This window comes from Campylobacter sp. (genome assembly GCF_052169515.1).
GTDB lineage: Bacteria > Campylobacterota > Campylobacteria > Campylobacterales > Campylobacteraceae > Campylobacter_A.
Genome location: NZ_JBQNCH010000005.1, coordinates 35,188 through 58,052, shown reverse-complemented (window position 1 = coordinate 58,052; position 22,865 = coordinate 35,188). Strand labels below are relative to the sequence as shown.

The window sequence follows — 22,865 nt, the reverse complement described above, 5'->3', positions numbered from 1 at the left end:
AAATGGCAGAAGAAAATATCTATGATGTAAAAGATGAGTCGCAAATAATCTTACCAGAAGATGAAAACCCATTAAGAAATGAGATAAAAACTGCTCCACTTGCAAAGCTAAATTTTAGCGGAACGGCATTTTTGCTTGAGAAAAACCATGCAAAGACTAGATTTTTTACTACAGCTGATATGGTGTGCGATGCCGAGGGGCTTATTCATAGTGGGTTTGTTTTTATGGGGGCAAATCACGCTGCACTTTTAGCCATAAATGAAGAATTTTGCGTTAGTATTGGCGCTAGGATAAGCTTTTTTGGACCACTTAAACTTGGTGATATGATCGAATTTGATGCACAAGCGAGATTTGAAGAGAGTAGAAAAAAAGAAGTCAAAGTGATTGGCTACGTTAAAGAGATAAAAATTTTTGAAGGCGTGTTTCAGCTAGTGACGCTAGAAGAGCATATCTTTTTAGCACAGCAAAAAAATATCCAAAAAGAAGCCGCTATTAGACGAAAAAGAGAGCAAGAAGAAGCCAAAGCAAATGGCTAGAAATGTCATATCTAAAGTAATGATAATAAACTAGGTTCTTTTTCTATTGTTTTATAGTTTAAGGTTTTCTTGTTATTTATTCGAAAATCATGCTATTTTTGTTTTAACAGTTACCTTTTGCAACAAGATATAATTTATCTTATTATCCTAATTTAGTAAACGATTAGTAACAAATTTTTAAAAATTTAGTAAAATTTAAGCTAAAAAATTAATTTTGTGTGTTAATATCCTTTCTAAACTTTTATCAAAAGGAGATTTAGATGAAACTTACAAAAGTTAGCTTAGCTGCTTTGGTTGCTTTAGGTGCATTTTCAAGCGTTGCAAATGCTACACCACTTGAGGAAGCTATAAAAAATGTAGATCTTTCAGGATTTGCAAGATATCGCTATACAAACGATCATCTTAAAACCTCAAGTGCAGCTAGCAAAGTAAAAAGCAGTGATGCTGGTCATGTATTTAGAATGCAAACAGCATTTAAAGCTGCTATTGACGATAACTTCTTTGGTGTTTTACACTTAAGATATCAAGCTAAAGATATTTCAGGTGATAATATTAAAGATGGCACAGACAAAACAAATACAACTGGAACATTTGGCGTATATGAGATGTATCTAGGATATAAGGCTGATAATACTACTGTTACAGCTGGTAAACAAAAACTGGGTACATTCTATGATGATAAAGATATCGTTGGAACAGGTCTTAAAGTAGTAAATACTGACATTCAAGGTCTTACTTTGACAGCTGGTGCATTTGATGCAGTACAAAATGATGGCAATGAAATTGATGGCCCATTCCTAACTACACTTACAGGTTCATTTAATGATGCTCCTGGCAATATCTACTATTTAGGCGCAGCTGGTAGCTATGATCCAGTAGCGTTTAAAGTAGCTATAGCAAATGTTCAAGAAGTAGCTACACTTTATGGTGCAGGCATTGGTGCAGATTTTAATATAAATGACGATCTAAGCATTAATGGTAAAGCTCAATATGTTCACAATGATTCAGATCATAAAAAAGTAGCTAATGCAGATTTCTGGGCACTTCAAGCTGGTATTAAAGCTTTTGGTCTTAAATTCAATGCAGGTTATTTAGACTTTGATGCTAAAAATAAAGCTAGCGATGCTGAAAATAGTAGCAAAATCTCATTTGTAACTCTTGATGCAAATGGTGAGCTAATCAATCCAGCTAAGATCCTAAACGGTGCAATGAGCAGTAGCAAACAATTCTACAATAACATCAAAGGCAATAACGACTACTGGTTTGTTAAAGCTGGATATGATATAGATAAATTTGGCTTTGGTGCGGGATATACTAAAGGTAAAGGTCACAGCTTTGCACTTAACGAAGATAGAGCAAAAAGAGATGAATGGCATGTTGATGCTAGTTACAAATACAGCAAAAAACTTACATTCCTATCTTGGTATGCATTTGCTAAAGATAAAAAAGACGATGTTAAATTCCAACAAGATCGTATAAGATTTGAAGCAAAATATAGCTTCTAAAAACTTTCACCCGAGCGAGTTTTCGCTCGGACTCTCTTTAAATTTAATCCTTTAATATTTAATAATCCCAAATACAAATAAGTAGTAAAGATTTGGTAAACTCAAATTTTTCTAATAAATAAAGTTTATCTTGTGGCATATGACTCTAGCTGTTTTTAACAATACCTATCCAATAATTAATATTGTCTTGCTCGCTCTTTAGCATACTACTTTCGCCGTGTCCTGGGTAAAGCGTAAAGTCGCCCTCAATCAGTTTGCATTTTTCTAGGCTTTTGAGCATTTCATTTTTATCTGAAAATGGAAAATCCCAGCGCCCTATGCTGCCTTTAAATAAGAAATCTCCGCTAAACATCACGTCATCTATCTCTATCATCGAGCAACCTGGCGTATGTCCTGGAAAGTGGTGAAATTTAATGCAAAAATCATCAATCTGGAAATTTTCATCGTTATTAACTAAAACATCTGGCTTAAATACACTTTTCATATAGCCAAAAATATCATTCTCACACATAAAAGCGTCAAATTTATTAATGTAAACCGGAATTTTTAGCTCATTCTTTAGCTCGCCCGCATCAAAAATGTGATCAAAATGCCCATGAGTACAAAGGATGGCTTTTAAATTTGTGGCATGCTGTAAAACCCACTCTTTTGCCCCATCTCCTGGATCTATCACTAAACTTGAACCATTTTTTGTAACAATATAACAATTAGTACCAAAATCCCCAAAACTTTTATGCAATACTCTCATTTGTTGCCTTAAATTTATCATTTTCAAAATTTTTACATCTTTTTACTTAAACTTAAAGAAAAATTTTAAATTGACTTAGTATAATTTTTACAAAAAGGAAGCAAATTTAGGCAAAGGGACAATGAAGGAGTATCAAAAGATCGAAGAAACTTTAGCTTTTAGCTTAAAAGATAAAACTAAAGGTAAGAAGTTATTACTCGGTGTAAGTGGTGGTATTGATTCTGCTGTGGTAGCGACTTTGTGTGCTAGAGCAAAACCAGATGAGACTTACGCGCTCATTATGCCAACAGTATCATCAAGTAAAGAAAATATGGATGATGCCTTAAATTTATGTGAAGAATTAAACATAAAATATAAGGTTTTAGCCATTGACGATATTTTAAATGCTTTTTATAAGACGATAGATGCAAATTTAAGCAATTTAAGAAAAGGGAATTTGGCAGCTAGAGTTAGAATGAGTCTGCTTTATGATTATTCATCTAGCATAAATGCTCTAGTTATAGGCACAAGCAACAAAAGTGAGCTTATGCTCGGATATGGCACGATATTTGGGGATTTGGCATGTGCGATAAATCCTATCGGCGAGCTTTATAAAAGTGAAATATTTGAATTTGCAAAATATCTTGGGCTTGATAAAAATTTTATAAATAAGGCACCTTCAGCAGATTTGTGGGACGGACAAAGCGACGAGGGTGACATAGGTTACAGTTACGCTGTTATCGATGAAATTTTACAAAATTTAGAAAATAACAAGGAGCAAGTCATCAAAAGTTTTGGATTAAAAGCGGTCTTGGATATAGAAAATAGAGTTGTTTCAAACAGGTTTAAACGACAAATGCCGTTGATAGTGAAAATTTAAAGGATAAAAGATGAGAGAAATTCCGTTTTACAAACCAACTATCACTGAGCGTGAGAGTGAGCTTATTGAGGAGGCTTTGCATTCTGAAAATGCAACTGATACAGTCGCTAAATTTGAAGATAAGCTAAGAGAGTATTTTGATACAAAATTTGTAGTCACCACAAACAACATCGCAGCTGCACACCATCTAGCTCTAAGTGCGATGGATACAAAGCGTGGTGATAAAGTCATCTGCTCTGTAAATGCCTTTCCAAGCATTGCTCAGGCAGTCAGGCATTTTGATGCTGAGCCCATCTTTGTTGACATTGACGAAGATGATTTTAATATCAGCCCAGAAGCACTCGAAAAGGTACTAAAAGAGCAAAATCATAAAAAGCTAAAATGTGCTTTTATAACACATATCGCTGGACAAAGTGCTAGGCTTAACGAGATAAAGGCTATTTGTGATAAATATGGCATCTTGCTTCTAGATGATGCAAACCGCGGAATAGGTTTAACATATGAGGGTAAAAAAGTTGGCTCAGACTCATTTTTATCATGTTTTCAGACAAACTCACGCGTGGAAAATCCTATCTCAACAGTTGGGTTTTTTACGACAAATGACGAAGAAATCTATAAAAAAGCAAGACTACTTCGCAACTATGCTCTTGTGAATGGCATAGATAAATTTGGAAGCTTAAGCTACATCTATGATGTTGTTGATATAGGCTTAAAATACGATATAAATTCGATAAATGCAGCATTTTCTATCGCTCAGATAGAAAGAACGGATAAGCTCATCAAACGCAGACAAGAGATCGCACAAATTTATGATCAAGAGTTTGCAGAGTGCCAAAACATCACAATTCCAGTCAAAAAACGCGAACATATCTACACTCAGTACATCATAAAGATAAATAAAAACCGTGATAGCTTTGCGAGAGAGCTTTTGGAACGTGGAATTCACACATCGCTACATTACATACCTATACATTTACTAAGCTATTATAAAAATAAATATTCGCTTAAAGTAAATGATTTTCCAAATGCTCTAAAGGCGTATCAACAAGTCCTATCGATACCTATTTATCATAGTTTAACTGATGAAGAGGTTCAGTATATCTGCAATACGGTAAAAGAAATTTCTAAATCTCGTGTTTAAGAAATTTAATATCCTTTTTCATGTCTGGGCGAACGACTATTTCTTTCGCCCAAATGCTTTTCAAATTTTACTAGCATTTTTACTTCTGCCACTAAGTCTTATCTACGCCCTAGTCATTGTTTGTAAGAAATTTATCGCGCGAAAAAAAGATCTAGGCATAAAGATAATAAGCGTTGGAAACTTAACCCTTGGAGGAAGTGGAAAGACACCACTTTGCGTAGCTATCGCTAAAAATTATGAGGGCGCCTTTATCATCCTTAGAGGCTATAAAAGAAAGAGCAAGGGCATGCAGGTTGTCACTCGAGATGGCGAAATTTTACTTGACGTGGCAGCGAGCGGCGATGAGGCTATGATATACGCTACAAGTATTAAAAACGCAAATGTGATAGTAAGCGAAGATAGAAAAGTAGCTATAGACTACGCTAAAAAGCATGGCGCAAAGTATATTTTGCTAGATGATGGATTTTCTAAATTTGACATAGCCAAATTTGATATTTTGGTGCGCCCAAATCCTGAACCAAAGCTTAAGCTTTGCCTGCCAAGCGGGGCTTATAGATATCCGTTTAGCTTTTATAAATTTGGCGATTTTATCGCATGTGAAGGACAAACTCACTTTAGAAAGAGTGAAATTTTAAATAAAACCAAAAGCATGGTGCTAGTTACAGCCATAGCAAACCCAGCCCGTCTTGAAGCGTTTTTTAGCGAGTGCGTAGAGCAGGTCTTTTTCCCTGATCACTACGACTTTTCAAAAGATGAGCTAAGTGAAATTTTGCAAAGTTACAGTGCGACCTCGCTTTTGATGACGCAAAAGGACTATGTAAAGGCAAAGGATTTTGGCTTGCCAATATCGCTTATCACGCTTGAAGTTACGCTAAGCGAGGAGTTTAAAAAGGTTTTGGCGCAGCAAATTTAAGCCCATTTTGTTATAATGAGCCACTTTTTAAAAGGAAAATTTAGATCAAAATGAGAATTTTAATCACATCAGTCGCAAAGAAAAAAGAGGCAAAAAAACTAAGCAAAAAGCTCGTGAAAAAGGGACTTGCAGCTTGCGTAAGTAGCTTTAACGCAAAAAGCGTATATCTCTGGCAAGAGAAGCTTTGTGATGAAAAAGAGCAAATTTTACTCATAAAAACGGACGTTAAATTTAAAAGAGTAGCTAAATTTATAAGAAAGCACCACAGCTACGAAACCCCAGAAATTTTGGCACTTAAGCCAAAAGAGATATTTAAAAAATATGAAAATTGGATAAAAAAATCAACCAAAAAAGGCAAAAAATGAGACTAACACCAACAAGAAGTGTGAAAGATGAAAAGGTAAAAAATGTAAATTTAAGCACAGCCATGCTTAGCCCAAGCTCCGCTCACGGCGGACTTTACGCGCCAAAGAAACTACCAAAGATCACAAAGGCAAAGTGGCAAGAGCTCTCAAGCCTAAGCTACGAAAAACTAGCACTTCACATCATCTCGCTATTTAAATTTGACGTGCCAGAGGCATTTTTCAAAAAAGCGGTCAAAAGATATGCAAGCTTTGATGATCCAAAGCACCCAGTCATTTTTAAAAAAATAGATAAAAATTTATACGTAAATGAGCTATATCACGGCCCAACTAGGGCATTTAAGGATATGGCGCTTCAGCCTTTTGGCTCGCTTCTTAGCCAGCTTGCAAAGGAAAGAGGCGAAAAATATCTCATCATGTGCGCAACGAGCGGTGACACGGGCCCTGCGACACTTCAAACCTTTGCAAATGACGAAAATATCAAGGTCGTCTGTCTTTATCCAGATGGCGGCACAAGCGAGGTTCAAAAACTGCAAATGCAGACCATGCAGGGTGAAAATTTAAAGGTTTTTGGCATAAAAGGCGACTTTGACGATGCCCAAAGGGCGCTAAAAACGCTACTTGCAAATGATAAATTTAAAACTGAACTGAAGAAAAAGCGCCTTAAACTAAGTGCGGCAAACTCAGTAAATTTTGGCAGGATACTCTTTCAGATCATCTACCACGCCTACGCCCATGCAAATTTACTAAAGCAAAAGGCGCTTAAGGCAAAAGAGAGCTTTGACATCATCGTGCCAAGTGGAAATTTTGGCAACGCTCTTGGGGCGTATTACGCTAAAAAAATGGGCGCAAAGATCGGCAAGATCAGGATCGCTTCAAACGCAAACAACATTTTGACGCAGTTTTTTACCACCGGTGTTTATGACCTCAGAGATAAAAAGCTGGTTAAAACGATAAGTCCTGCCATGGACATTTTGATCAGCTCAAACGTCGAGCGCTTGCTTTTTGATAAATTTGGCAGCGTTAGAACAAATGAACTCATGCAAAGCCTTGCAAAAAACAAATTTTATAAGCTTAGCAAGCAAGAGCTTGACGCACTAAAAGATGATTTTGAAGCTAGCTGGTGTGACGATAAGGAGTGCGAGGCATACATCGCAAAGCTCGCAAAAAATGGCTATGCAGTAGATCCGCACACGGCGACTTGTTTTAAGATGGTCAATATTGATCGCATAAATGTTATTACTTCGACTGCACACTGGGTGAAATTTACGCCAAGTATGATCAAAGCGTGCCAGATCAAAGATACGAAAGATGAAAAAGATGCGCTGGCAAAGACTGCTAAAATTTTAAATGACAGCGTGCCAAGCTCAATAAATTCGCTATTTAGCGCAAAAATTTTACACAAAAACATCATAAAAGAGGACGAGATCGAAAAGTGCGTCCTAGAATGGATCGAGCGATGATAATCATCCCAGCTCGCCTTGCCTCAACAAGGTTTAGTAACAAAATTTTAAAAGAAATAAACGGCGTGCCGATGTTTGTGGCGACGGCTCTTAGAGTAAGTGGCGTGGACGATGTGGCGGTTGCGGTGGATGAGCCAAGCGTGCTAGAGATCGCCAAGGCTCACAACATAAAAGCTGTACTAACTAGCAAAGATCATCAAAGTGGCACTGATAGGATAAATGAAGCGGCGCAAATTTTAGGACTAAGCGAGAGTGAGATCATCATAAATGTTCAGGCCGATGAACCATTTATCGAGCCTGAAAATATTGCTAAATTTAGGGCTTTTTGCGAGCAAAATAGGGAAAAAGCCTTTATGTTTTCTTGCTATAAAAAGATGGATGATGAGTTTGCGGATGATAAAAATTTAGTCAAAGTAGTGACTGATTTTGAGGGATATGCACTTTACTTTTCAAGATCAAGGATACCATTTAACAGAAGTGAATACAAAAGCTACAAGGCTCACCTTGGCATTTACGGATACAGTGTAAAAAGCCTAAAAGAGTTTTGCGCGCTCATGCCTTCAAACCTTGAAAATACCGAGAAACTCGAGCAGCTACGCGCCCTAGAAAATGGCAAAAAGATAGCGATGCTGGAGGTTGAGAGCCAAAGTATCGGCATCGATAGCGAAGAAGACTATAAAAGAGCACTTGCTAAATTTGGCAAGTAGGAAGGCTACAAATTCTCTTTAAGCAATGCTGTAAAATAAAGAGAATTTGTTTAAAATTATTAACTTTATAAAAATATTCAAAAGTAGAAAACTATTGTTTAAAACTTGCGATCGTAAAATTAATCTTTCTTGATCTTTATTTTTTTGATTTTATCTTTAACTACATAAAATTTTAAAACAGCACTTGAGTAAAAGTCTTTATAAAAACCTAAAAGTTTTGACTCTTTTTTAGTGCAAATAGCTGCAAAAACACTCTCAAGGTCAATTCTCTCTTTTTGTGTTAAATTTTCCATCTAGCTTCCTAATAATTTTCTCATCTTATTGATAACAAATAATATTTCATCATCGTCAAGCTCACATAGTAGTTTGCAAACCGCAGCAGCAGCTTGCGGCTTTGAGTTACCAAGCCTCCAGTCTTGATATGTCCTCATAGGCACGCCAAGTTCTTCTGCCATTTTTGCCTGTGAAATCTTTTTACCGATATTTTTTGCTTCAACTGCATTGTGAAGTAAATTAAATATATCACTTGTTTCAATCATTGAAGTATTATACGAATTATTTTATTAAATATACATAAAATACTATATAAATAAAGTAAAATAGTATATAAATACCATTATAATTTATAAAAAATACTATAAAAAATATTTATAATACGAAAAAACGTATAAAAATATGTTAATTTTCTAAAATTTATTTCCCTAAAAAACATACTAATTTTTTAAAAAAAGGATAAATCTGTTTTTAGGTCTTATGCTACGTACTTTATATATCTTTAGTTTATTAGACTAAAGATATATAAATAATTTTTTTTAACTTATATACTTGACATTAATAAACTAAAGTTGTATAATCCGCTTAGCAATTAAAAAGAAAGAGTGCTAAAAGTGAGTAAAACAAATAAACGCGATTTGATACTAAACTCTATTATCGAAGCTTATTTGCAAGATAATATGCCAATTGGCTCAAATGAGCTAGGCTCTCGCATGAGTGTGTCTATACCAGCTTCAACGATACGTGTTTATTTTAAAAAACTCTCAGATGAAGGTGAGATCACTAAGCTACATATTAGTGGCGGCAGGATCCCAACAATCTCTACAATGAGAAGATACTGGAGCGAAATTTTTGCTTTAAGTGATATAAATTTAGAGATAAATGATCCTGATAGTTTAAAGATGTTGTGTGATAAATTTGAGCTTTATTGTATGATTTTTGGCACAATAGATAAAGAGTTGCTAGAAATTTTAAATTTAAATGATAGATATTTGGTTTTAAATTTTGGAGAAGATGAGATTGTCATCAAATTTGATGCCAGGATGTATAAATTTTTAAGCAATCTAATCGGAGTTAGTTTAGATAAGCTTGAACTCATCTGCTCACAAGTCGGTATAGGCGAGTTAAAAAATAAGATAAGAGAGCTTAAAAGGACCAAAGTTTATTTTCAAGAAAATGAAATTTTGGCCTTTAATATGTTTAAAGACGGTCGTTTTAAGATGATTTTTGATCCTAGTTTTAGTTTGCAAATGGATGATAAGTTGGCATTTTCTCCACTGTTTGATGAAAATTTTATGGGTCTTAAATTTAATGCAAACTACCTTGGTAGCGAAGCACAGATGATCTGTGCTGGCAGTATTTATACTGACTATGTGAAATTTATAAATCTAATAAAGGAGGCCGCGTGAGTGAGGAAGTAAAAGAACAAAATACACCGGAAACCGAACCTGTGCAAGAGCTAGCTAGTGATAGCGTAAATTTGGATGCACTTGGTGATATTTCAAAGGTGGAAAAGCTCGAAAAAGAACTTGGCGAAATTACTGATAAATATTATAGAGCAAATGCTGAGTTTGAAAACATGAAAAAGCGTTATGAAAAAGAGAAGTCAGACATTGCAAATTTTGCAAATGAGAAATTTGCTAGGGACTTGCTTCCGGTTATTGATGCGCTTGAAATGGCAGCAAATTTTGACCCAGAGGATGATGAATTTGCCAAAAAGATCAAAGAAGGTGTTTTGATAACTATAAACCAATTTAAAAAATGTTTTGAAAAGCATGGTGTGGTCGAGATCTCAACTGACACCGAGTTTGATCCAAACGTTCATAATGCGGTATTAAGGGTTGATAGTGAGGAGAAAGAGAGTGGTCAGATCGTGCAGGCTTTGCAAAAAGGCTATTTGATAAATGGTAGGGTTTTGCGCCCAGCTATGGTCAGTGTAGCAAACTAAATTTATAAAAATAAAATCTAATAAAAAGGAAAGAGATGTCAAAAGTTATAGGTATAGACTTAGGTACAACAAACTCTTGTGTGAGCGTTTTTGAACGTGGCGAGAGTAAGGTGATCCCAAACAAAGAGGGTAAAAACACGACTCCATCAGTCGTTGCTTTTACAGACAAGGGCGAAATTTTAGTAGGTGACGTAGCAAAACGTCAAGCGGTTACGAACCCTGAGAAAACGATCTACTCGATCAAACGTATCATGGGCCTAATGAGTAGTGAGAAAAACGCTGAAGAGGCAAAAGCTCGCTTGCCATATCACGTCGTAGATAGAAACGGCGCTTGCGCAGTTGAGATCGCTGGTAAGGTCTATACTCCGCAAGAAATTTCAGCAAAAATTCTTATCAAACTAAAAGAAGATGCTGAAGCATATCTTGGCGAGAAGGTAACAGATGCGGTTATTACAGTGCCTGCGTACTTTAACGATAGTCAAAGAAAAGCTACAAAAGAGGCTGGAACGATCGCTGGTCTTAACGTACTTCGCATCATCAACGAGCCGACAGCTGCCGCACTTGCGTATGGTCTTGATAAAAAAGAGGCTGAGAAAATTTTAGTTTACGACCTAGGTGGTGGTACATTCGACGTTACAGTACTAGAAACTGGTGATAATATCGTTGAGGTTTTGGCAACTGGCGGTAACGCATTCTTGGGCGGTGACGACTTTGATAATAAAATCATTGACTGGCTTGTAAGCGAGTTTAAAAACGAAAATGGTATCGATCTAAAAGGCGATATCATGGCACTTCAGCGCTTAAAAGAAGCAGCAGAAAATGCTAAAAAAGAGCTTAGCTCAGCTCAAGAGAGCGAGATAAATTTACCATTTATCACAGCTGACGCGACTGGTCCAAAACACCTTGTCAAAAAGTTAACTCGTGCTAAATTTGAAGGCATGATCGACTCACTTGTTGGCGAGACTATCGCTAAGATAAATGAAGTGACAAAAGATGCCGGTCTAAATAAGAGTGAGATCAAAGAGGTTGTAATGGTAGGTGGCTCAACTCGTGTGCCACTAGTTCAAGAAGAGGTCAAAAAAGCGTTTGGTAAAGAGCTAAATAAGAGCGTGAACCCAGATGAAGTCGTAGCTATCGGTGCTGCGATCCAAGGTGCGGTCATAAAAGGTGATGTAAAAGACGTGCTACTTCTTGACGTAACTCCTCTTAGTCTTGGTATCGAAACACTTGGCGGCGTGATGACAAAGATCATCGAAAAAGGTACAACCATACCTACTAAAAAGAGCCAGGTATTTTCAACTGCTGAAGATAATCAAAGTGCAGTTACTATTATGGTTTTACAAGGTGAGCGTGAGTTTGCAAGAGATAATAAATCACTTGGAAATTTCAATCTCGAAGGCATCCCGGCAGCTCCAAGAGGCGTACCTCAAATAGAAGTTGAATTTGATATCGACGCGAACGGAATTTTAACTGTTTCAGCAAAAGATAAAGCAACTGGCAAAGCGCAAAATATCACTATCTCTGGATCAAGCGGTCTAAGCGAAGAAGAGATAAACAACATGGTAAAAGACGCTGAGCTTCACAAAGAAGAGGACAAAAAACGCAAAGATGCAGTTGAAGCTAGAAACCAAGCAGATGCACTAGTTCACCAAACTGAAAAGAGTATGAGCGAACTTGGTGAGAAGGTCTCAGCTGAAGATAGAGCCAACATCGAAGCTGCACTAAATGATCTAAAAGAGGTCTTGAAAGATGAAAATTCTTCAAAAGAGCAGATCGATGCAAAAGTAGAAGCTCTAAGCAAAGCTAGCCACAAACTTGCAGAAGCTATATACAAAAAAGATGAAAACGCTGGCGCAAACGGCGGCAACAACAAAAAAGATGACGACGTAATCGACGCTGAAGTCGAATAAGACAAATAGAGCAGGGCACTTGCCTTGCTCTTTTAAATCCTAGAAATTTAAACTTCAAATACAATTATTTTAATAAATCACCTAAATTTTGATCTATGGCAAGTTTTTTATATTAATAAATTTATATAATGCCAAGTAAGATTTCAAGCATAAAAGGTAAAAAATGTATCTATTTTCTCTCATTGTTCATTTAGTTTGTGCCATTATATTTATAGGATATGTCTTTTTTGACGTTTGCATATATCCGTTTGCTAAAAAAACGGTAAATCCCCAGACTCTTGAAGCGGTCAAAAAAGCCTATACAAAAGGCAGTGCGGTAGTTTTTGGCACAGCATTTTTATTGCTTTTGATAAGTGGAACCTACATGGCAAAGGACTATTTTGGAGGCGAACTTGGCTGGTGGCAGAGTAATTTTCAAAAGATATTGCTGTTGAAAATTTTTGTTTTACTCATAATGTGCTTTGTGACTTTTGTCTCTGTTCTTAATGTTACCATCTTAAAAAAACCTGATCCGTTTGGAAAATTTTCGCACTTAATCGCTCTCGTGCTTTGCCTAATAATGGTCGTTTTAGCAAAATTTATGTGGTGGGTTTAGTACTAAGGGCTTGGCTAAAGTTTTAGATACAAATTTAAGCCAAGCCAAAATTTTTTCTAATCAATGCTCTTTAGTTTGTCGTTATTAAGACCTTCTTCGATGCGTTTTATCTCTTCACTTCCGTCTCTTACGACATTTTTATCAAATTTCAAGTAGTCACATATCTTTTTTGGGTACTCTACGTGAGTTAGTATAAATTTAAAGACATTTAATCTAGCTTCTTTTTTATTATCGCTTGCAACGATTACCCATGGAGATATGCTGTTATGAGAGGCAAGTAGCATTGAATATTTTGCAATGGAGTACTGATCCCAAAGCTCTTGTGCTTTTTGATCGACAGGGGATATTTTAAACTGCTTTAGGGGATCACTTTGTCGTTCTTTGAAACGCTTTTTCTGCTCATCTTTTGTGATTGAAAGATAAATTTTAAAGAAAATTATGCCAGAGTTTATGATCATCTCTTCAAATTTTGGCACCTCTCTTAAAAATTCTTTATGCTCCTCTTGACTGCAAAAACCCATCACGGGCTCCACTCCAGCCCTGTTATACCAGCTCCTATCAAAGATCACGATCTCCCCAGCACTTGGCAGATGTGTCACATATCTTTGAAAGTACCACTGGGTTTTTTCGACATCACTTGGCTTGGTAAGTGCTACTATCCTGCATCCACGTGGGTTTAGATGCTCAGTTAGGCGTTTTATCGTACCGCCCTTGCCAGCTGCGTCACGCCCCTCCATTAGCATGAGTACTCTAAGACCCTTGTCTTTGACATGGTTTTGAAATTTCAAAAGCTCTATCTGAAGCAGTCTAAGCTCATCTTCGTAGTCGAGTTTATTGGATTTTTGGTGTTTTTTATCTTTTGACATCTTTGCTCTTTTTAAAAAATTTCACATTTCTTCACGATTTTACTATAAACATAGAAAAAATTTAAGAATTTAGACTAAAATCATCTCTTTTTAAATTTAGCAAGGATATGTATGTTTTTTAAAATTATTTTTTCACTCATTTTATTTGCAAGTTCGCTTTTTTCTGAAGTTTTAGATGTTAGTAAGGCTTTTGTGCTAAGTCCAAGTGTAGATGACCAAAATATCGAAGTAAAGTTTAAATTTGGCGAAAATATCTACCTTTATAAAGAGAGCTTTGAGATTAAATTGGCTGATAAAAAGATAAATGACTTGCTAAATATGCCAAAGAGTGAAAACACTGGCGAATACGAAATTTATCCAAAAGACTTCTCTCTATTTATCCCATTAAATTTAGTAAAAGATCATCTGCAAGATGGTAAGACTAGACTAAACATCAATTATCAAGGTTGTGCTAAAAACGGCATTTGCTACCGACCACAAAGCAAAATTTATGAAATTTTTGAAAAGTCAGGTAAGTTTAGCATTATAGCCTTTGAAAACGAGCAAAAAGATGAAGCAAATATCAGTCTAGAAGAGTTTTCTGATGAGCAAAGTATCGCAAACGAGCTAAGCAGCAAAAACTTTTTTATCTCTCTTGTGACATTTTTTGGCTATGGCCTTTTGCTCTCACTCACGCCTTGCGTTTTCCCGATGATACCGATACTCTCAAGCATCATCGTCTCAAAGGGTAGTAACTTAAACGCCAAAAAAGGCTTTTTGCTCTCACTAGTCTACGTCTTTGCGATGAGCCTTGCCTACGCGCTAGCTGGCGTAGCGGCGAGCTTACTTGGGTTTGGTATCGCAGGAGCACTGCAAAATATCTACGTGCTTGGCGCATTTGCAGCCATTTTTGTCATTTTAAGCTTTAGCATGTTTGGCTTTTACGACATCAAGCTACCATCAAAATTTGAAAATATGATTAGCAAAAAGTCACAAAATAGCTCAGGCCTCATCGGCGTTTTCATCATGGGCTTTGCCTCAGCACTCATCGTCTCGCCTTGCGTGGCAGCACCATTAGCTGGAGCGCTTCTTTATATAGCGCAAAGCGGAGATGCCCTTTATGGAGGCATCATGCTTTTTGTCATGGGGCTAGGCATGGGCGTGCCACTTCTTATAATAGGACTAAGCTCTGGCAAGCTTTTACCAAGGCCTGGTGGCTGGATGGACGAGATCAAAAAGCTTTTTGGTTTTTTAATGCTTGTCATGGCCGTTTGGATCCTTGCACGCGTGCTTGGATCGTTTTTTGAGCTACTTGGATACGGCATCATAGGCGTTTTTGCGGCAGTCTATCTTGGTGCGTTTGAGGCAGCAAATAACGGCTGGACTAAATTTAAAAAAGCACTTTGCATTCTGGTTTTGGTCTATTCACTTATGCTGATTGTTAGTTCTTTTCTTGGCTCAAAAGATGTGCTTTCGCCGCTTTCTGGTCTAAATTTTTCAAAAAGCGAGAGCGAGCTAAATTTCAAACAAGCTAGAAATTTAAACGAACTAAACGAGATGATAAAAAACTCAAATGAGCCCGTGCTAGTCGACTTCTATGCGGATTGGTGTGCAAGCTGCAAGGAGATAGATCATATCACTTTTAAAGATGCTGGCGTAAAGAGTGCTCTTGCAAATTTTATGCTTATTCGCATTGATGTGACAAGCGGCGGTAAAGAAAATGACGAGATGTTAAGAAATTTTGGACTTATTGATCCGCCCGCACTTTTGCTATTTAATGGTAGCGAGGAGCTAAAAGCTCTTAGGACTATTGGTTTTATAAATCCTAAAAATTTCCTAGCAAAGCTTGAGAAAATTAAATAACCTTGTCTTTGCTTTTGCAAATATCGTTTAATATGCACTCAAAACAAAGCGGCTTTTTGGCTTTACAGGTGTAGCGGCCAAAGAGCACCATGCCTTGATGAAGTTTGCCAAGGTCGGTTTTAAAGGCACGATTAAGATCATCTTCGGTTGCTTCTGGGGTCTTCGCTTGGCTAAGGCCCAGTCTATGAGATACTCTAAAAACATGTGTATCTACTGCCATGACATTTGCATTTGTGGCTTCCAAAAGCACGACATGAGCGGTCTTTTGGCCAACTCCAGCAAGAGTTTTTAGCTTCTCTTCATCAAGTGGAATTTCTCCATTATAAAGCTCAACCACGCTGTTTGCCATCTTGATCAAATTTACTGCTTTGTTGTTAAAAAAGCTGCATGAGTTTATCATAAGTTTTAAGCTGGCTAAATTTGCACTTGCTAGCTCAAAAACGTCTTTGTAAGCTTCAAATAGGGCAGGTGTGATCAAATTTACCCTTTTGTCAGTGCACTGAGCTGAGAGCATGACGCAAACGAGTAACTCGTATAAATTTCTAAACTGAAGCTCGCTTTTGGCGTCCTTAAACTCGTCCAAAAGTCTTCTTTTTATCTCTAAAATATCTTTTTTTGTTCTCATTTGGTTATTTTACCTAAAATTATATATTAAACGAAAAGTTATAGCATTATTTGCTATAATCGTCCCCGAAAATCAATTTTTTAAAGGATTTGTATGAAAAAATTTCTATTTCCAGCAGTTTTAAGTTTAGCAGCAGCTATTAGTTTGAACGCAGCAGTAGTTGCAACAGTAGATGGTGACGCTATAAACGATAGCGATATTTCAGGACTTTTGTCAGCAGCTATGCCAGGTTTTGACGCTAGCAAGCTTCAACCAAATGAGAAAAAACGCATTATCGACGATCTAATAAATAGAAAACTTCTTTTAAAAGATGCTAAATCAAGCGGTATCGAAAAAGATGTTGAGTATATCAAAGCTGTTAAGGCTGCACAAGAAGGCATCGCAGTTGAGCTTTATATGAGAAAACTATTTGATAGCTTAAAAGTAAGTGAAAATGAACTAAAAGACTTTTATAATAAAAACAAATCTAGCATGAATGAGCCAGCTCAAGCAAAAGCTAGACATATCCTAGTTGAAGATGAAAAAACAGCAAACGACATCATTGCTCAGCTTAAAAATTTAAAAGGCGAGGCATTAACAAAGAAATTTGCAGAGCTTGCAAGCGCAAAATCAATCGATAAAGGCTCAGCAGCACATGGTGGCGAGCTTGGTTGGTTTGGTCAAAGCCAAATGGTAAAACCTTTTGCAGATGCTGCATTTTCAATGGCTAATGGCGCAGTTTCAACTAAACCAGTTAAAACTCAGTTTGGTTATCATGTAATCTTAAAAGAAGATGGCAAAGCTGCCGGTACTATAAGCTTTGAACAAGCAAAAGCAGAGATCGAGCAAGCTGTAAAAATGGAGAAATTCCAGGCTGCTGTTAGACAAAAAAGCGAAACTTTACGCCAAAAAGCAAAGATAGAATATAAATAAAATTTGGAGGAAAAAATGGGCGTTTTAGATATTGTAAATGCTGGAGTTTTAAGCGGAGATGATGTAACAAAACTTTATGCTTACGCCAAAGAGCAAGGTTTTGCGATACCTGCTGTAAATGTCGTGGGAAGTGACTCTGTTAATGCCGTTTTAGAAGCAGCAAAGGTTGCTAACTCGCCTGTTATCGTTCAGTTTAGTAATGGTGGTGCAGGTTTTTACGCTGGTAAAGCCTGCGACAACGCCGCAGTTCTTGGAGCGATCGCTGGAGCAAAGCACGTTCATTTGCTTGCCAAGGCTTATGGTGTGCCAGTCATTTTACACACAGACCATGCCGCAAGAAAGCTTTTGCCTTGGATAGATGAGCTAATACTTGCTAGCCGCGAGCACAAAAAAGCCCACGGCGTACCACTTTTTAGTTCTCATATGCTAGATCTTAGCGAGGAGAGCTTGGAGGAGAATTTAAGCACATGCGAGAAATATCTAAAAGAGCTTAGCGAGCTTGGTATCAGCCTTGAGATCGAGCTAGGTGTCACTGGCGGCGAAGAGGACGGAGTGGATAACACAGGTGTTGATAATGCGCTTCTTTACACTCAACCAGAGGACGTCGCGCTTGCTTATGAAAGATTAAGTAAGATAAGTGATAAATTTAGCATTGCGGCTAGTTTTGGCAATGTCCACGGCGTTTATAAACCAGGTAATGTCTTGCTAAGACCAGAAATTCTTAAAAACTCTCAAGTCTATGTCGCTAAGAAATTTAATACAAAAGATAGTAAACCTGTAAATTTTGTATTTCATGGTGGCAGTGGCAGTGAGCTAAAAGATATTAAAGATGCTGTGAGCTACGGTGTTATCAAGATGAATATCGACACTGATACGCAGTGGGCGTTTTGGGACGGAGTACGCGAGTATGAGGCCAAAAATAGAGCGTACTTGCAAGGGCAGATCGGCAACCCAGAGGGTGAAGATAAGCCAAATAAAAAATACTACGACCCAAGGAAATGGCTAAGAAGTGGCGAGGAGAGCATGGTTAAGCGTCTTCAGACTGCTTTTAGCGACTTAAATTGCATAAATAGGAACTAATCCTATGCAAAATCAAAATGATTTTAGTGAGCTAAGCGTGCCAAAAGAGCGCCAAGCTCACTCTTTCTTTGTCTTTTTTAAAGTTATCTTTATCCCTTTAGCCATCTATGTCTTGGCAATACTAGCGTATCTTGGCGTTATAAATTTTCAGATGAAGCTTCACACCATCGTGATGATGGGCGTTATACTCTTTGTCGCTTTTATATTTTCACGCCACAGCGCATTGGTCGCTTACTCAAATTTTCTAGCAAACGCCAAAGACTACAAGATAAGGCTAAAAGAATTTATCATCTCGCATCTCTTTGAAATTTCAAGTGTCAAAAAGGTAAACGCCAAATTTGAAGACTTTTTTGAGAGCTATACAAGAAATTTTAGAAATGACAACCTAGCAAACATCGGCCAAGCAGTCTTTCCTATGCTTGGAATTTTGGGTACATTTATCAGTATTGCTATCTCCATGCCAGAATTCAGTTCAAATACAACAGATGGCCTTGAAAAAGAGATCGCTATACTGCTAAACGGCGTAGCTACGGCGTTTTATGTATCGATCTATGGTATTTTTTTAGCGCTTTGGTGGATGTTTTTTGAAAAGATAGGCGTTAGTAAATTTGAGAAATTTTACAGCGAGCAAAAAGAGCTTAGCCGTGAGTTTTTCTGGCAGGAAAATGAACTAAATGCAAATTTTATGAAAGCATCTGTCGGCTACTTCAAAGATAGTCATGACGCTTTTAAAATGGTGCTTGACGATAAATTTTTAAGAAATTTAAACGATCAGGTAAATGAAAAATTTGACAGACTAAAAGAGCTTTGCGAAATAGAGAAAAATGTCATAAATCAAAGCAAAGCTGAGCTTAGCACAAACCTTAAAATGCTAAATGAAGCTAGCCTAAAACAAGACGAATTCGTAAAAATCCATTCTGATATGCTAAAGGCAGTAAGCGCGTTTTCTAATGCCTTTAAAGATATGGAGGTTAAAATTTTAACCGAGCATGCAAAGCTTGGTGAAATTTTTAATAGAAATTTAAATGCTACAAAAGATAGCCAGCTTAAATTTGAGCAGACTATCAAGAGCTTTGACAAGGTTTTAAGAGAATTTTCATACTCGCTCATGAAAGAGCAAAATGAGTCGTTAAAAGAATTTAGAGCCTCACTCGTGGAGAGTGCTACGATATTTAAGGCAGCTTATGAGCAAGAGGGCAGGAGCTTGGAGCGTGAAAAAGAGCGTGAGAGCTTGATCGCTGAGCTTAAGAAAAACATAGACGAGATCGACAAAGAAGCAAATTCAGTAATAGAAAAAATCGAAAATCTAGTGCAATGAAAATAAACAAAAATAACGAGGATCAATCGAGCTTTTGGGTTTCGTACGCAGACTTGATGGCAGGTCTGCTCTTTGTTTTTATGCTACTTATCGGCGCTGTCGTCGTAAAATACGTCCTAACTCAAAACACCCTTGAAAATAAAGAGCAAGCTATCATCGCAGCTTTAGCAAATTTAAAAGACGCCCAGGGCAGAAATTTCACCCTTGAAGAGCTAAATGACGCCCTAAAAAGCGAGCTTTCAAAGATAAGCGACGAAAACATAAATTTAAAAAAATCAAATGAAATTTTTGTCATCCAAATAGACGCCCTAAAAGAAAAACTAGCTAAGCTTATAGAGCAAAACAAAGACGCGAATGCGAGCATAAAAGAGCTAAATGCCAGCATTTTTGATCTAAATCAAAAGATGATCGTGCTAAATGATGAAATTTCATCAAAAGATAGAGCGCTTGGAGATGCAAATGAAAGTAGCGAGAAAAATTTAGCCAAGATCGCCTTTTTACTCGAGCAAGTAAGCCAAAAAGAGGCTAGATATGACGAGCTTTTAAGGGACTTAAACGTCACTCGTGATAGGGTCAAAAACCTAACTGGCATAAGGGTAAAAGTGATCTCAGCTCTAAAAGATAGGCTAGGATCGAGCATCGAGATCGATCCAAACTCAGGCGCGCTAAAGCTTAGCTCCTCAGTGCTTTTTGACAAAGGCAGTGCGGTTTTGAAAGAGGAGGTCAAAGAGGAGTTAAAGGCCACTCTTAGTAAATATTTCGACGTGCTTTTAAATGATAAAGATATTGCATCAAATATTGATCAAATCATAATTGAGGGCTTTACAGATAGCGACGGAAGCTATATTTATAACTTAGAGCTTTCACAAAAAAGAGCTTACGCGGTGATGGAGTTTATAAACTCATTTAGCGATGACGTTCGCCTGAGAAAGTTGCTCGTGGCAAGCGGACGAAGCTACAATGAGTTAGTTTTTAAAGACGGAGCCGAGGACAAGGACGCTTCAAGGCGCATCGAGATCAAATTTTCACTCTCAAACAAAGAGGCTATCAACGAGATAGAGAAATTTTTGGAGTTTAAGGGTGATTGATAAAATTTGCTTAAGAGGGCGAGAATTTTGGCTTTTGAGAGATGATCTGCTAGGCGAGTTTAACGGCAACAAAGCAAGAAAGCTAGAGTATTTTTTAAACGCTGATCTTAGCGGCATAAAAGCCATCGTATCTCACGGCTCAAGCCAGTCAAATGCGATGTATAGCCTAAGTCTTTTTGCCAAGCTAAAGGGGCTTAAATTTTACTACGTTGTATCTCATTTAAGCTCAAATTTAGAGCAAAATCCAGTTGGAAACTTCAAATTTGCACTTGAAAATGGCATGGAAATTTTTGTAAAAGATGAGCGTGAGAAATTTGCCAAAGAGCTTGCAAAGAGCAAAAACGCACTCTTCATAAACGAGGGCGTGGCGCAGAGTGAGGCTGAGCTTGGCTTTATCACGCAGGTACGCGAGATAAATGAGTGGAGCAAAAAAAGTGGTATAAAGCCTGATATTTTTTTGCCTTCTGGCACCGGAACTAGTGCCTGTTACCTAGCAAAACACACTGATCTTAGGGTCTTTACAGCACCATGTGTAGGGGATGGTGACTATCTAAAAAAGCAAATTTATGAGCTAGATAAAAATAGCAAGGTGCAAATTTTAAATCCGCCAAAGAAGTATCATTTTGGGAATTTATACCCAGAGCTTTATGAGATTTGGCTAGAGGTTTGCAAAAGTGGCGTGGAATTTGACCTGGTATACGACCCTGTTGGCTTTATCACGCTTTTTGCAAATTTAGATAAGCTTGGGGATCAAATTTTATACATCCACCAGGGTGGAATTTTAGGTAACATTACACAAAAGCAAAGATATGAGAGAAAATTAAAATTAAAGGAGCATGGATGAAATTTTTCCATAGCAGCGACGCTGATTTTGAGAGTAAATTTTTACAGCTTGTTAAACGAAGTGATAATGATATGAGCGCTGTAATGCCAGTGGTTGCTAGCATAATAGACGAGATAAGAAAAGATGGCGATAGTGCACTTTTTGCCCAGATAACAAAATTTGATAAATTTAGCGTCACAGGCAAAAACGACATAATAATCGACGTAAAAGAGATGGAAGCGGCCTACAACTCTCTAGATAACGCCCTAAGAGTGGCTCTAAATTTAGCCCACGATAGGATAAAAAGCTATCATGAGCGCACAAAGCCAAGCGACTGGACCTACAAAGATGAGCACGACATATTACTTGGGGCAAAATACACTCCGGTTGATCGTGCAGGCCTTTACATTCCAGGTGGTAAGGCGGCATATCCTAGCTCACTTCTTATGAACGCTGTGCCTGCTATCGTGGCTGGCGTAAAAGAGATTGTGGTTTGTACTCCAGCACCAAATGGCAAGGTAAACCCTCTACTTCTTGCGGCTATGCATCTTTGTGGTATCAAAACAGCCTTTAAGATAGGCGGAGCAAGTGCTATTGCAGCGATGGCGTACGGAACTGCAACCGTGCCAAAGGTTGATGTTATCACGGGGCCTGGTAATATCTACGTGGCGACTGCTAAAAAGCTAGTTTATGGCGACGTAAATATCGATATGATCGCTGGTCCAAGCGAGATAGGCGTGATCGCTGATGATAGCGCTGATCCTCGCCACATAGCGATCGATCTACTCTCACAAGCCGAACACGACGAGATAGCAAGTGCTTTTTTGATAACACCAGTAGAGACTTTTGCAAGAGCGGTACAAAGACACATCGAAGATGAGCTAAAGACACTAAAACGCGAAGCGATCGCAGGTGCAAGTATAAGAAATAAAGCCGCAATAATAGTAGCAAAAGATTTAAAAGAGTGTTTTGCTCTCATGAATGAGCTCGCAGTGGAGCACCTAGAGATCGCTACAAATGATGCTTTGAGCTATATGGATGAGGTGACTCATGCGGGAGCTATATTTTTTGGACACTTTACGCCTGAAGCGATGGGAGATTATATCGCTGGACCAAATCACACATTGCCAACTGGCGGTAGTGCGAGATTTTACTCACCGCTTGGAGTTGAAAATTTCATGAAGCGAAGCTCTATCATTTCAGTGAGTAGAAAAGGTATCATGCATCTTGGCAAATCATGTATGCAGCTAGCCGAAGCTGAAGGGCTAACTGCTCATAAAAAATCAGTTGCGGTGAGACTAGAAGAGTAAAGAAAAATAGATTTTATAAAGATTTTGCAACTTTTTATAGA

Annotated in this window: 24 protein-coding genes; 19 read left to right on the top strand and 5 right to left on the bottom strand. The window is 37.5% G+C overall.

Going from position 1 to position 22,865, the window contains the following annotated elements:
- Positions 1-2 precede the first annotated feature (2 nt).
- On the top strand, positions 3-536 hold the full coding sequence (locus ACTTKV_RS02615; RefSeq protein WP_442549105.1) for a PaaI family thioesterase: 534 nt from the start codon (positions 3-5) through the stop codon (positions 534-536).
- Between the two features lie 260 nt (positions 537-796).
- On the top strand, positions 797-2,041 hold the full coding sequence (locus ACTTKV_RS02610) for a major outer membrane protein (RefSeq protein ID WP_442549104.1): 1,245 nt from the start codon (positions 797-799) through the stop codon (positions 2,039-2,041).
- 145 nt (positions 2,042-2,186) lie between these two features.
- On the opposite strand, the gene ACTTKV_RS02605 is transcribed toward ACTTKV_RS02610, so the two are convergent.
- Positions 2,187-2,789, bottom strand: a complete 603-nt coding sequence (locus ACTTKV_RS02605) for an MBL fold metallo-hydrolase (RefSeq protein ID WP_442549103.1) — start codon at positions 2,787-2,789, stop codon at positions 2,187-2,189.
- 121 nt (positions 2,790-2,910) lie between these two features.
- Here ACTTKV_RS02605 and ACTTKV_RS02600 point away from each other — a divergent pair, with 121 nt between their 5' ends.
- From ACTTKV_RS02600 to kdsB, 6 genes are read left to right on the top strand one after another with little or no spacing between them, the layout of a single operon-like run.
- The gene (locus ACTTKV_RS02600; RefSeq protein WP_442549102.1) at positions 2,911-3,648 is read left to right on the top strand and encodes an NAD+ synthase; all 738 of its coding nucleotides are present in this window, start codon (positions 2,911-2,913) and stop codon (positions 3,646-3,648) included.
- A 10-nt stretch (positions 3,649-3,658) separates the two neighbouring features.
- A complete protein-coding gene (locus tag ACTTKV_RS02595) occupies positions 3,659-4,789 on the top strand; it encodes a DegT/DnrJ/EryC1/StrS family aminotransferase (RefSeq protein WP_442549101.1) in 1,131 nt (376 codons plus the stop codon).
- Positions 4,782-5,702, top strand: coding sequence for a tetraacyldisaccharide 4'-kinase (locus ACTTKV_RS02590; protein WP_442549100.1), 921 nt, complete (start codon positions 4,782-4,784; stop codon positions 5,700-5,702). The genes ACTTKV_RS02595 and ACTTKV_RS02590 overlap by 8 nt, the downstream gene beginning before the upstream one ends.
- Before the next feature lie 50 nt (positions 5,703-5,752).
- Entirely contained in the window at positions 5,753-6,067 is a 315-nt protein-coding gene (cutA, locus tag ACTTKV_RS02585) for a divalent-cation tolerance protein CutA (protein ID WP_442549099.1), read from the top strand.
- Positions 6,064-7,527 (top strand): threonine synthase, encoded by a 1,464-nt coding sequence (thrC, locus tag ACTTKV_RS02580; RefSeq protein WP_442549098.1) that lies wholly within the window; start codon positions 6,064-6,066, stop codon positions 7,525-7,527. The genes cutA and thrC overlap by 4 nt, the downstream gene beginning before the upstream one ends.
- Positions 7,524-8,234: a 3-deoxy-manno-octulosonate cytidylyltransferase gene (kdsB, locus tag ACTTKV_RS02575; protein WP_442549097.1), complete on the top strand. Its 711-nt coding sequence runs from the start codon at positions 7,524-7,526 to the stop codon at positions 8,232-8,234. Before thrC ends, kdsB begins: the two co-directional genes overlap by 4 nt.
- 119 nt (positions 8,235-8,353) lie before the next feature.
- Here the strand turns inward: kdsB and ACTTKV_RS02570 are convergent, their stop codons facing one another.
- Positions 8,354-8,527 carry a hypothetical protein gene (locus ACTTKV_RS02570; RefSeq protein ID WP_442549096.1) on the bottom strand — a complete coding sequence of 58 codons (174 nt, stop codon included), beginning with the start codon at positions 8,525-8,527 and terminating at the stop codon, positions 8,354-8,356.
- Complete coding sequence (locus ACTTKV_RS02565) at positions 8,528-8,773, bottom strand: DNA-binding protein (protein WP_107788937.1); 246 nt, start codon at positions 8,771-8,773, stop codon at positions 8,528-8,530. It abuts the gene before it with no gap.
- A gap of 348 nt (positions 8,774-9,121) precedes the next feature.
- Here ACTTKV_RS02565 and ACTTKV_RS02560 point away from each other — a divergent pair, with 348 nt between their 5' ends.
- From ACTTKV_RS02560 to ACTTKV_RS02545, 4 genes are all read left to right on the top strand, one after another.
- Entirely contained in the window at positions 9,122-9,916 is a 795-nt protein-coding gene (locus tag ACTTKV_RS02560; protein ID WP_442549095.1) for an HrcA family transcriptional regulator, read from the top strand.
- Entirely contained in the window at positions 9,913-10,455 is a 543-nt protein-coding gene (gene grpE, locus ACTTKV_RS02555; protein WP_442549094.1) for a nucleotide exchange factor GrpE, read from the top strand. Before ACTTKV_RS02560 ends, grpE begins: the two co-directional genes overlap by 4 nt.
- 35 nt (positions 10,456-10,490) lie before the next feature.
- Positions 10,491-12,365: a molecular chaperone DnaK gene (gene dnaK / locus ACTTKV_RS02550; RefSeq protein ID WP_442549093.1), complete on the top strand. Its 1,875-nt coding sequence runs from the start codon at positions 10,491-10,493 to the stop codon at positions 12,363-12,365.
- 163 nt (positions 12,366-12,528) lie between these two features.
- Positions 12,529-12,960: a trehalose-6-phosphate synthase gene (locus ACTTKV_RS02545; RefSeq protein WP_442549092.1), complete on the top strand. Its 432-nt coding sequence runs from the start codon at positions 12,529-12,531 to the stop codon at positions 12,958-12,960.
- Between the two features lie 56 nt (positions 12,961-13,016).
- Here ACTTKV_RS02545 and ppk2 read toward each other — a convergent pair whose 3' ends face one another.
- Entirely contained in the window at positions 13,017-13,826 is an 810-nt protein-coding gene (ppk2, locus tag ACTTKV_RS02540) for a polyphosphate kinase 2 (RefSeq protein ID WP_442549091.1), read from the bottom strand.
- A 111-nt stretch (positions 13,827-13,937) separates the two neighbouring features.
- Between ppk2 and dsbD the strand changes: the two genes are divergently transcribed.
- A complete protein-coding gene (dsbD, locus tag ACTTKV_RS02535) occupies positions 13,938-15,668 on the top strand; it encodes a protein-disulfide reductase DsbD (protein WP_442549090.1) in 1,731 nt (576 codons plus the stop codon).
- Here the strand turns inward: dsbD and nth are convergent.
- Positions 15,661-16,293, bottom strand: coding sequence for an endonuclease III (nth, locus tag ACTTKV_RS02530; RefSeq protein ID WP_442549089.1), 633 nt, complete (start codon positions 16,291-16,293; stop codon positions 15,661-15,663). The two genes, dsbD and nth, sit on opposite strands and share 8 nt — an antisense overlap.
- 93 nt (positions 16,294-16,386) lie before the next feature.
- On the opposite strand from nth, the gene ACTTKV_RS02525 reads away from it, so the two are divergent.
- The 6 genes from ACTTKV_RS02525 to hisD are packed head-to-tail and all read left to right on the top strand — an operon-like array spanning position 16,387 to position 22,824.
- Positions 16,387-17,205: a foldase protein PrsA gene (locus ACTTKV_RS02525; protein WP_442549088.1), complete on the top strand. Its 819-nt coding sequence runs from the start codon at positions 16,387-16,389 to the stop codon at positions 17,203-17,205.
- A 15-nt stretch (positions 17,206-17,220) separates the two neighbouring features.
- A complete protein-coding gene (gene fbaA / locus ACTTKV_RS02520) occupies positions 17,221-18,285 on the top strand; it encodes a class II fructose-bisphosphate aldolase (RefSeq protein ID WP_442549087.1) in 1,065 nt (354 codons plus the stop codon).
- Positions 18,286-18,289: 4 nt separating this feature from the next.
- A complete protein-coding gene (locus tag ACTTKV_RS02515) occupies positions 18,290-19,603 on the top strand; it encodes a MotA/TolQ/ExbB proton channel family protein (RefSeq protein ID WP_442549086.1) in 1,314 nt (437 codons plus the stop codon).
- Positions 19,600-20,691 carry an OmpA family protein gene (locus ACTTKV_RS02510; RefSeq protein WP_442549085.1) on the top strand — a complete coding sequence of 364 codons (1,092 nt, stop codon included), beginning with the start codon at positions 19,600-19,602 and terminating at the stop codon, positions 20,689-20,691. Before ACTTKV_RS02515 ends, ACTTKV_RS02510 begins: the two co-directional genes overlap by 4 nt.
- Positions 20,684-21,535 (top strand): pyridoxal-phosphate dependent enzyme, encoded by an 852-nt coding sequence (locus tag ACTTKV_RS02505; protein ID WP_442549084.1) that lies wholly within the window; start codon positions 20,684-20,686, stop codon positions 21,533-21,535. The genes ACTTKV_RS02510 and ACTTKV_RS02505 overlap by 8 nt, the downstream gene beginning before the upstream one ends.
- A complete protein-coding gene (hisD, locus tag ACTTKV_RS02500) occupies positions 21,532-22,824 on the top strand; it encodes a histidinol dehydrogenase (protein ID WP_442549083.1) in 1,293 nt (430 codons plus the stop codon). The genes ACTTKV_RS02505 and hisD overlap by 4 nt, the downstream gene beginning before the upstream one ends.
- The last annotated feature ends 41 nt before the right edge of the window (positions 22,825-22,865 follow it).

What these genes read in the sequence shown, in the direction of transcription:
- kdsB (WP_442549097.1), top strand. Translation starts at nt 7,524, where the DNA reads ATGATAATCATCCCAGCTCGCCTTGCCTCAACAAGGTTTAGTAACAAA.
- ACTTKV_RS02615 (WP_442549105.1), top strand. Translation starts at nt 3, where the DNA reads ATGGCAGAAGAAAATATCTATGATGTAAAAGATGAGTCGCAAATAATC.
- ACTTKV_RS02600 (WP_442549102.1), top strand. Translation starts at nt 2,911, where the DNA reads ATGAAGGAGTATCAAAAGATCGAAGAAACTTTAGCTTTTAGCTTAAAA.
- fbaA (WP_442549087.1), top strand. Translation starts at nt 17,221, where the DNA reads ATGGGCGTTTTAGATATTGTAAATGCTGGAGTTTTAAGCGGAGATGAT.
- ACTTKV_RS02565 (WP_107788937.1), bottom strand. Translation starts at nt 8,773, where the DNA reads ATGATTGAAACAAGTGATATATTTAATTTACTTCACAATGCAGTTGAA.
- ACTTKV_RS02610 (WP_442549104.1), top strand. Translation starts at nt 797, where the DNA reads ATGAAACTTACAAAAGTTAGCTTAGCTGCTTTGGTTGCTTTAGGTGCA.
- dsbD (WP_442549090.1), top strand. Translation starts at nt 13,938, where the DNA reads ATGTTTTTTAAAATTATTTTTTCACTCATTTTATTTGCAAGTTCGCTT.
- thrC (WP_442549098.1), top strand. Translation starts at nt 6,064, where the DNA reads ATGAGACTAACACCAACAAGAAGTGTGAAAGATGAAAAGGTAAAAAAT.
- ACTTKV_RS02570 (WP_442549096.1), bottom strand. Translation starts at nt 8,527, where the DNA reads ATGGAAAATTTAACACAAAAAGAGAGAATTGACCTTGAGAGTGTTTTT.
- ACTTKV_RS02525 (WP_442549088.1), top strand. Translation starts at nt 16,387, where the DNA reads ATGAAAAAATTTCTATTTCCAGCAGTTTTAAGTTTAGCAGCAGCTATT.
- dnaK (WP_442549093.1), top strand. Translation starts at nt 10,491, where the DNA reads ATGTCAAAAGTTATAGGTATAGACTTAGGTACAACAAACTCTTGTGTG.
- cutA (WP_442549099.1), top strand. Translation starts at nt 5,753, where the DNA reads ATGAGAATTTTAATCACATCAGTCGCAAAGAAAAAAGAGGCAAAAAAA.
- ACTTKV_RS02515 (WP_442549086.1), top strand. Translation starts at nt 18,290, where the DNA reads ATGCAAAATCAAAATGATTTTAGTGAGCTAAGCGTGCCAAAAGAGCGC.
- nth (WP_442549089.1), bottom strand. Translation starts at nt 16,293, where the DNA reads ATGAGAACAAAAAAAGATATTTTAGAGATAAAAAGAAGACTTTTGGAC.
- hisD (WP_442549083.1), top strand. Translation starts at nt 21,532, where the DNA reads ATGAAATTTTTCCATAGCAGCGACGCTGATTTTGAGAGTAAATTTTTA.
- ACTTKV_RS02545 (WP_442549092.1), top strand. Translation starts at nt 12,529, where the DNA reads ATGTATCTATTTTCTCTCATTGTTCATTTAGTTTGTGCCATTATATTT.
- ACTTKV_RS02595 (WP_442549101.1), top strand. Translation starts at nt 3,659, where the DNA reads ATGAGAGAAATTCCGTTTTACAAACCAACTATCACTGAGCGTGAGAGT.
- ACTTKV_RS02510 (WP_442549085.1), top strand. Translation starts at nt 19,600, where the DNA reads ATGAAAATAAACAAAAATAACGAGGATCAATCGAGCTTTTGGGTTTCG.
- ppk2 (WP_442549091.1), bottom strand. Translation starts at nt 13,826, where the DNA reads ATGTCAAAAGATAAAAAACACCAAAAATCCAATAAACTCGACTACGAA.
- ACTTKV_RS02605 (WP_442549103.1), bottom strand. Translation starts at nt 2,789, where the DNA reads ATGAGAGTATTGCATAAAAGTTTTGGGGATTTTGGTACTAATTGTTAT.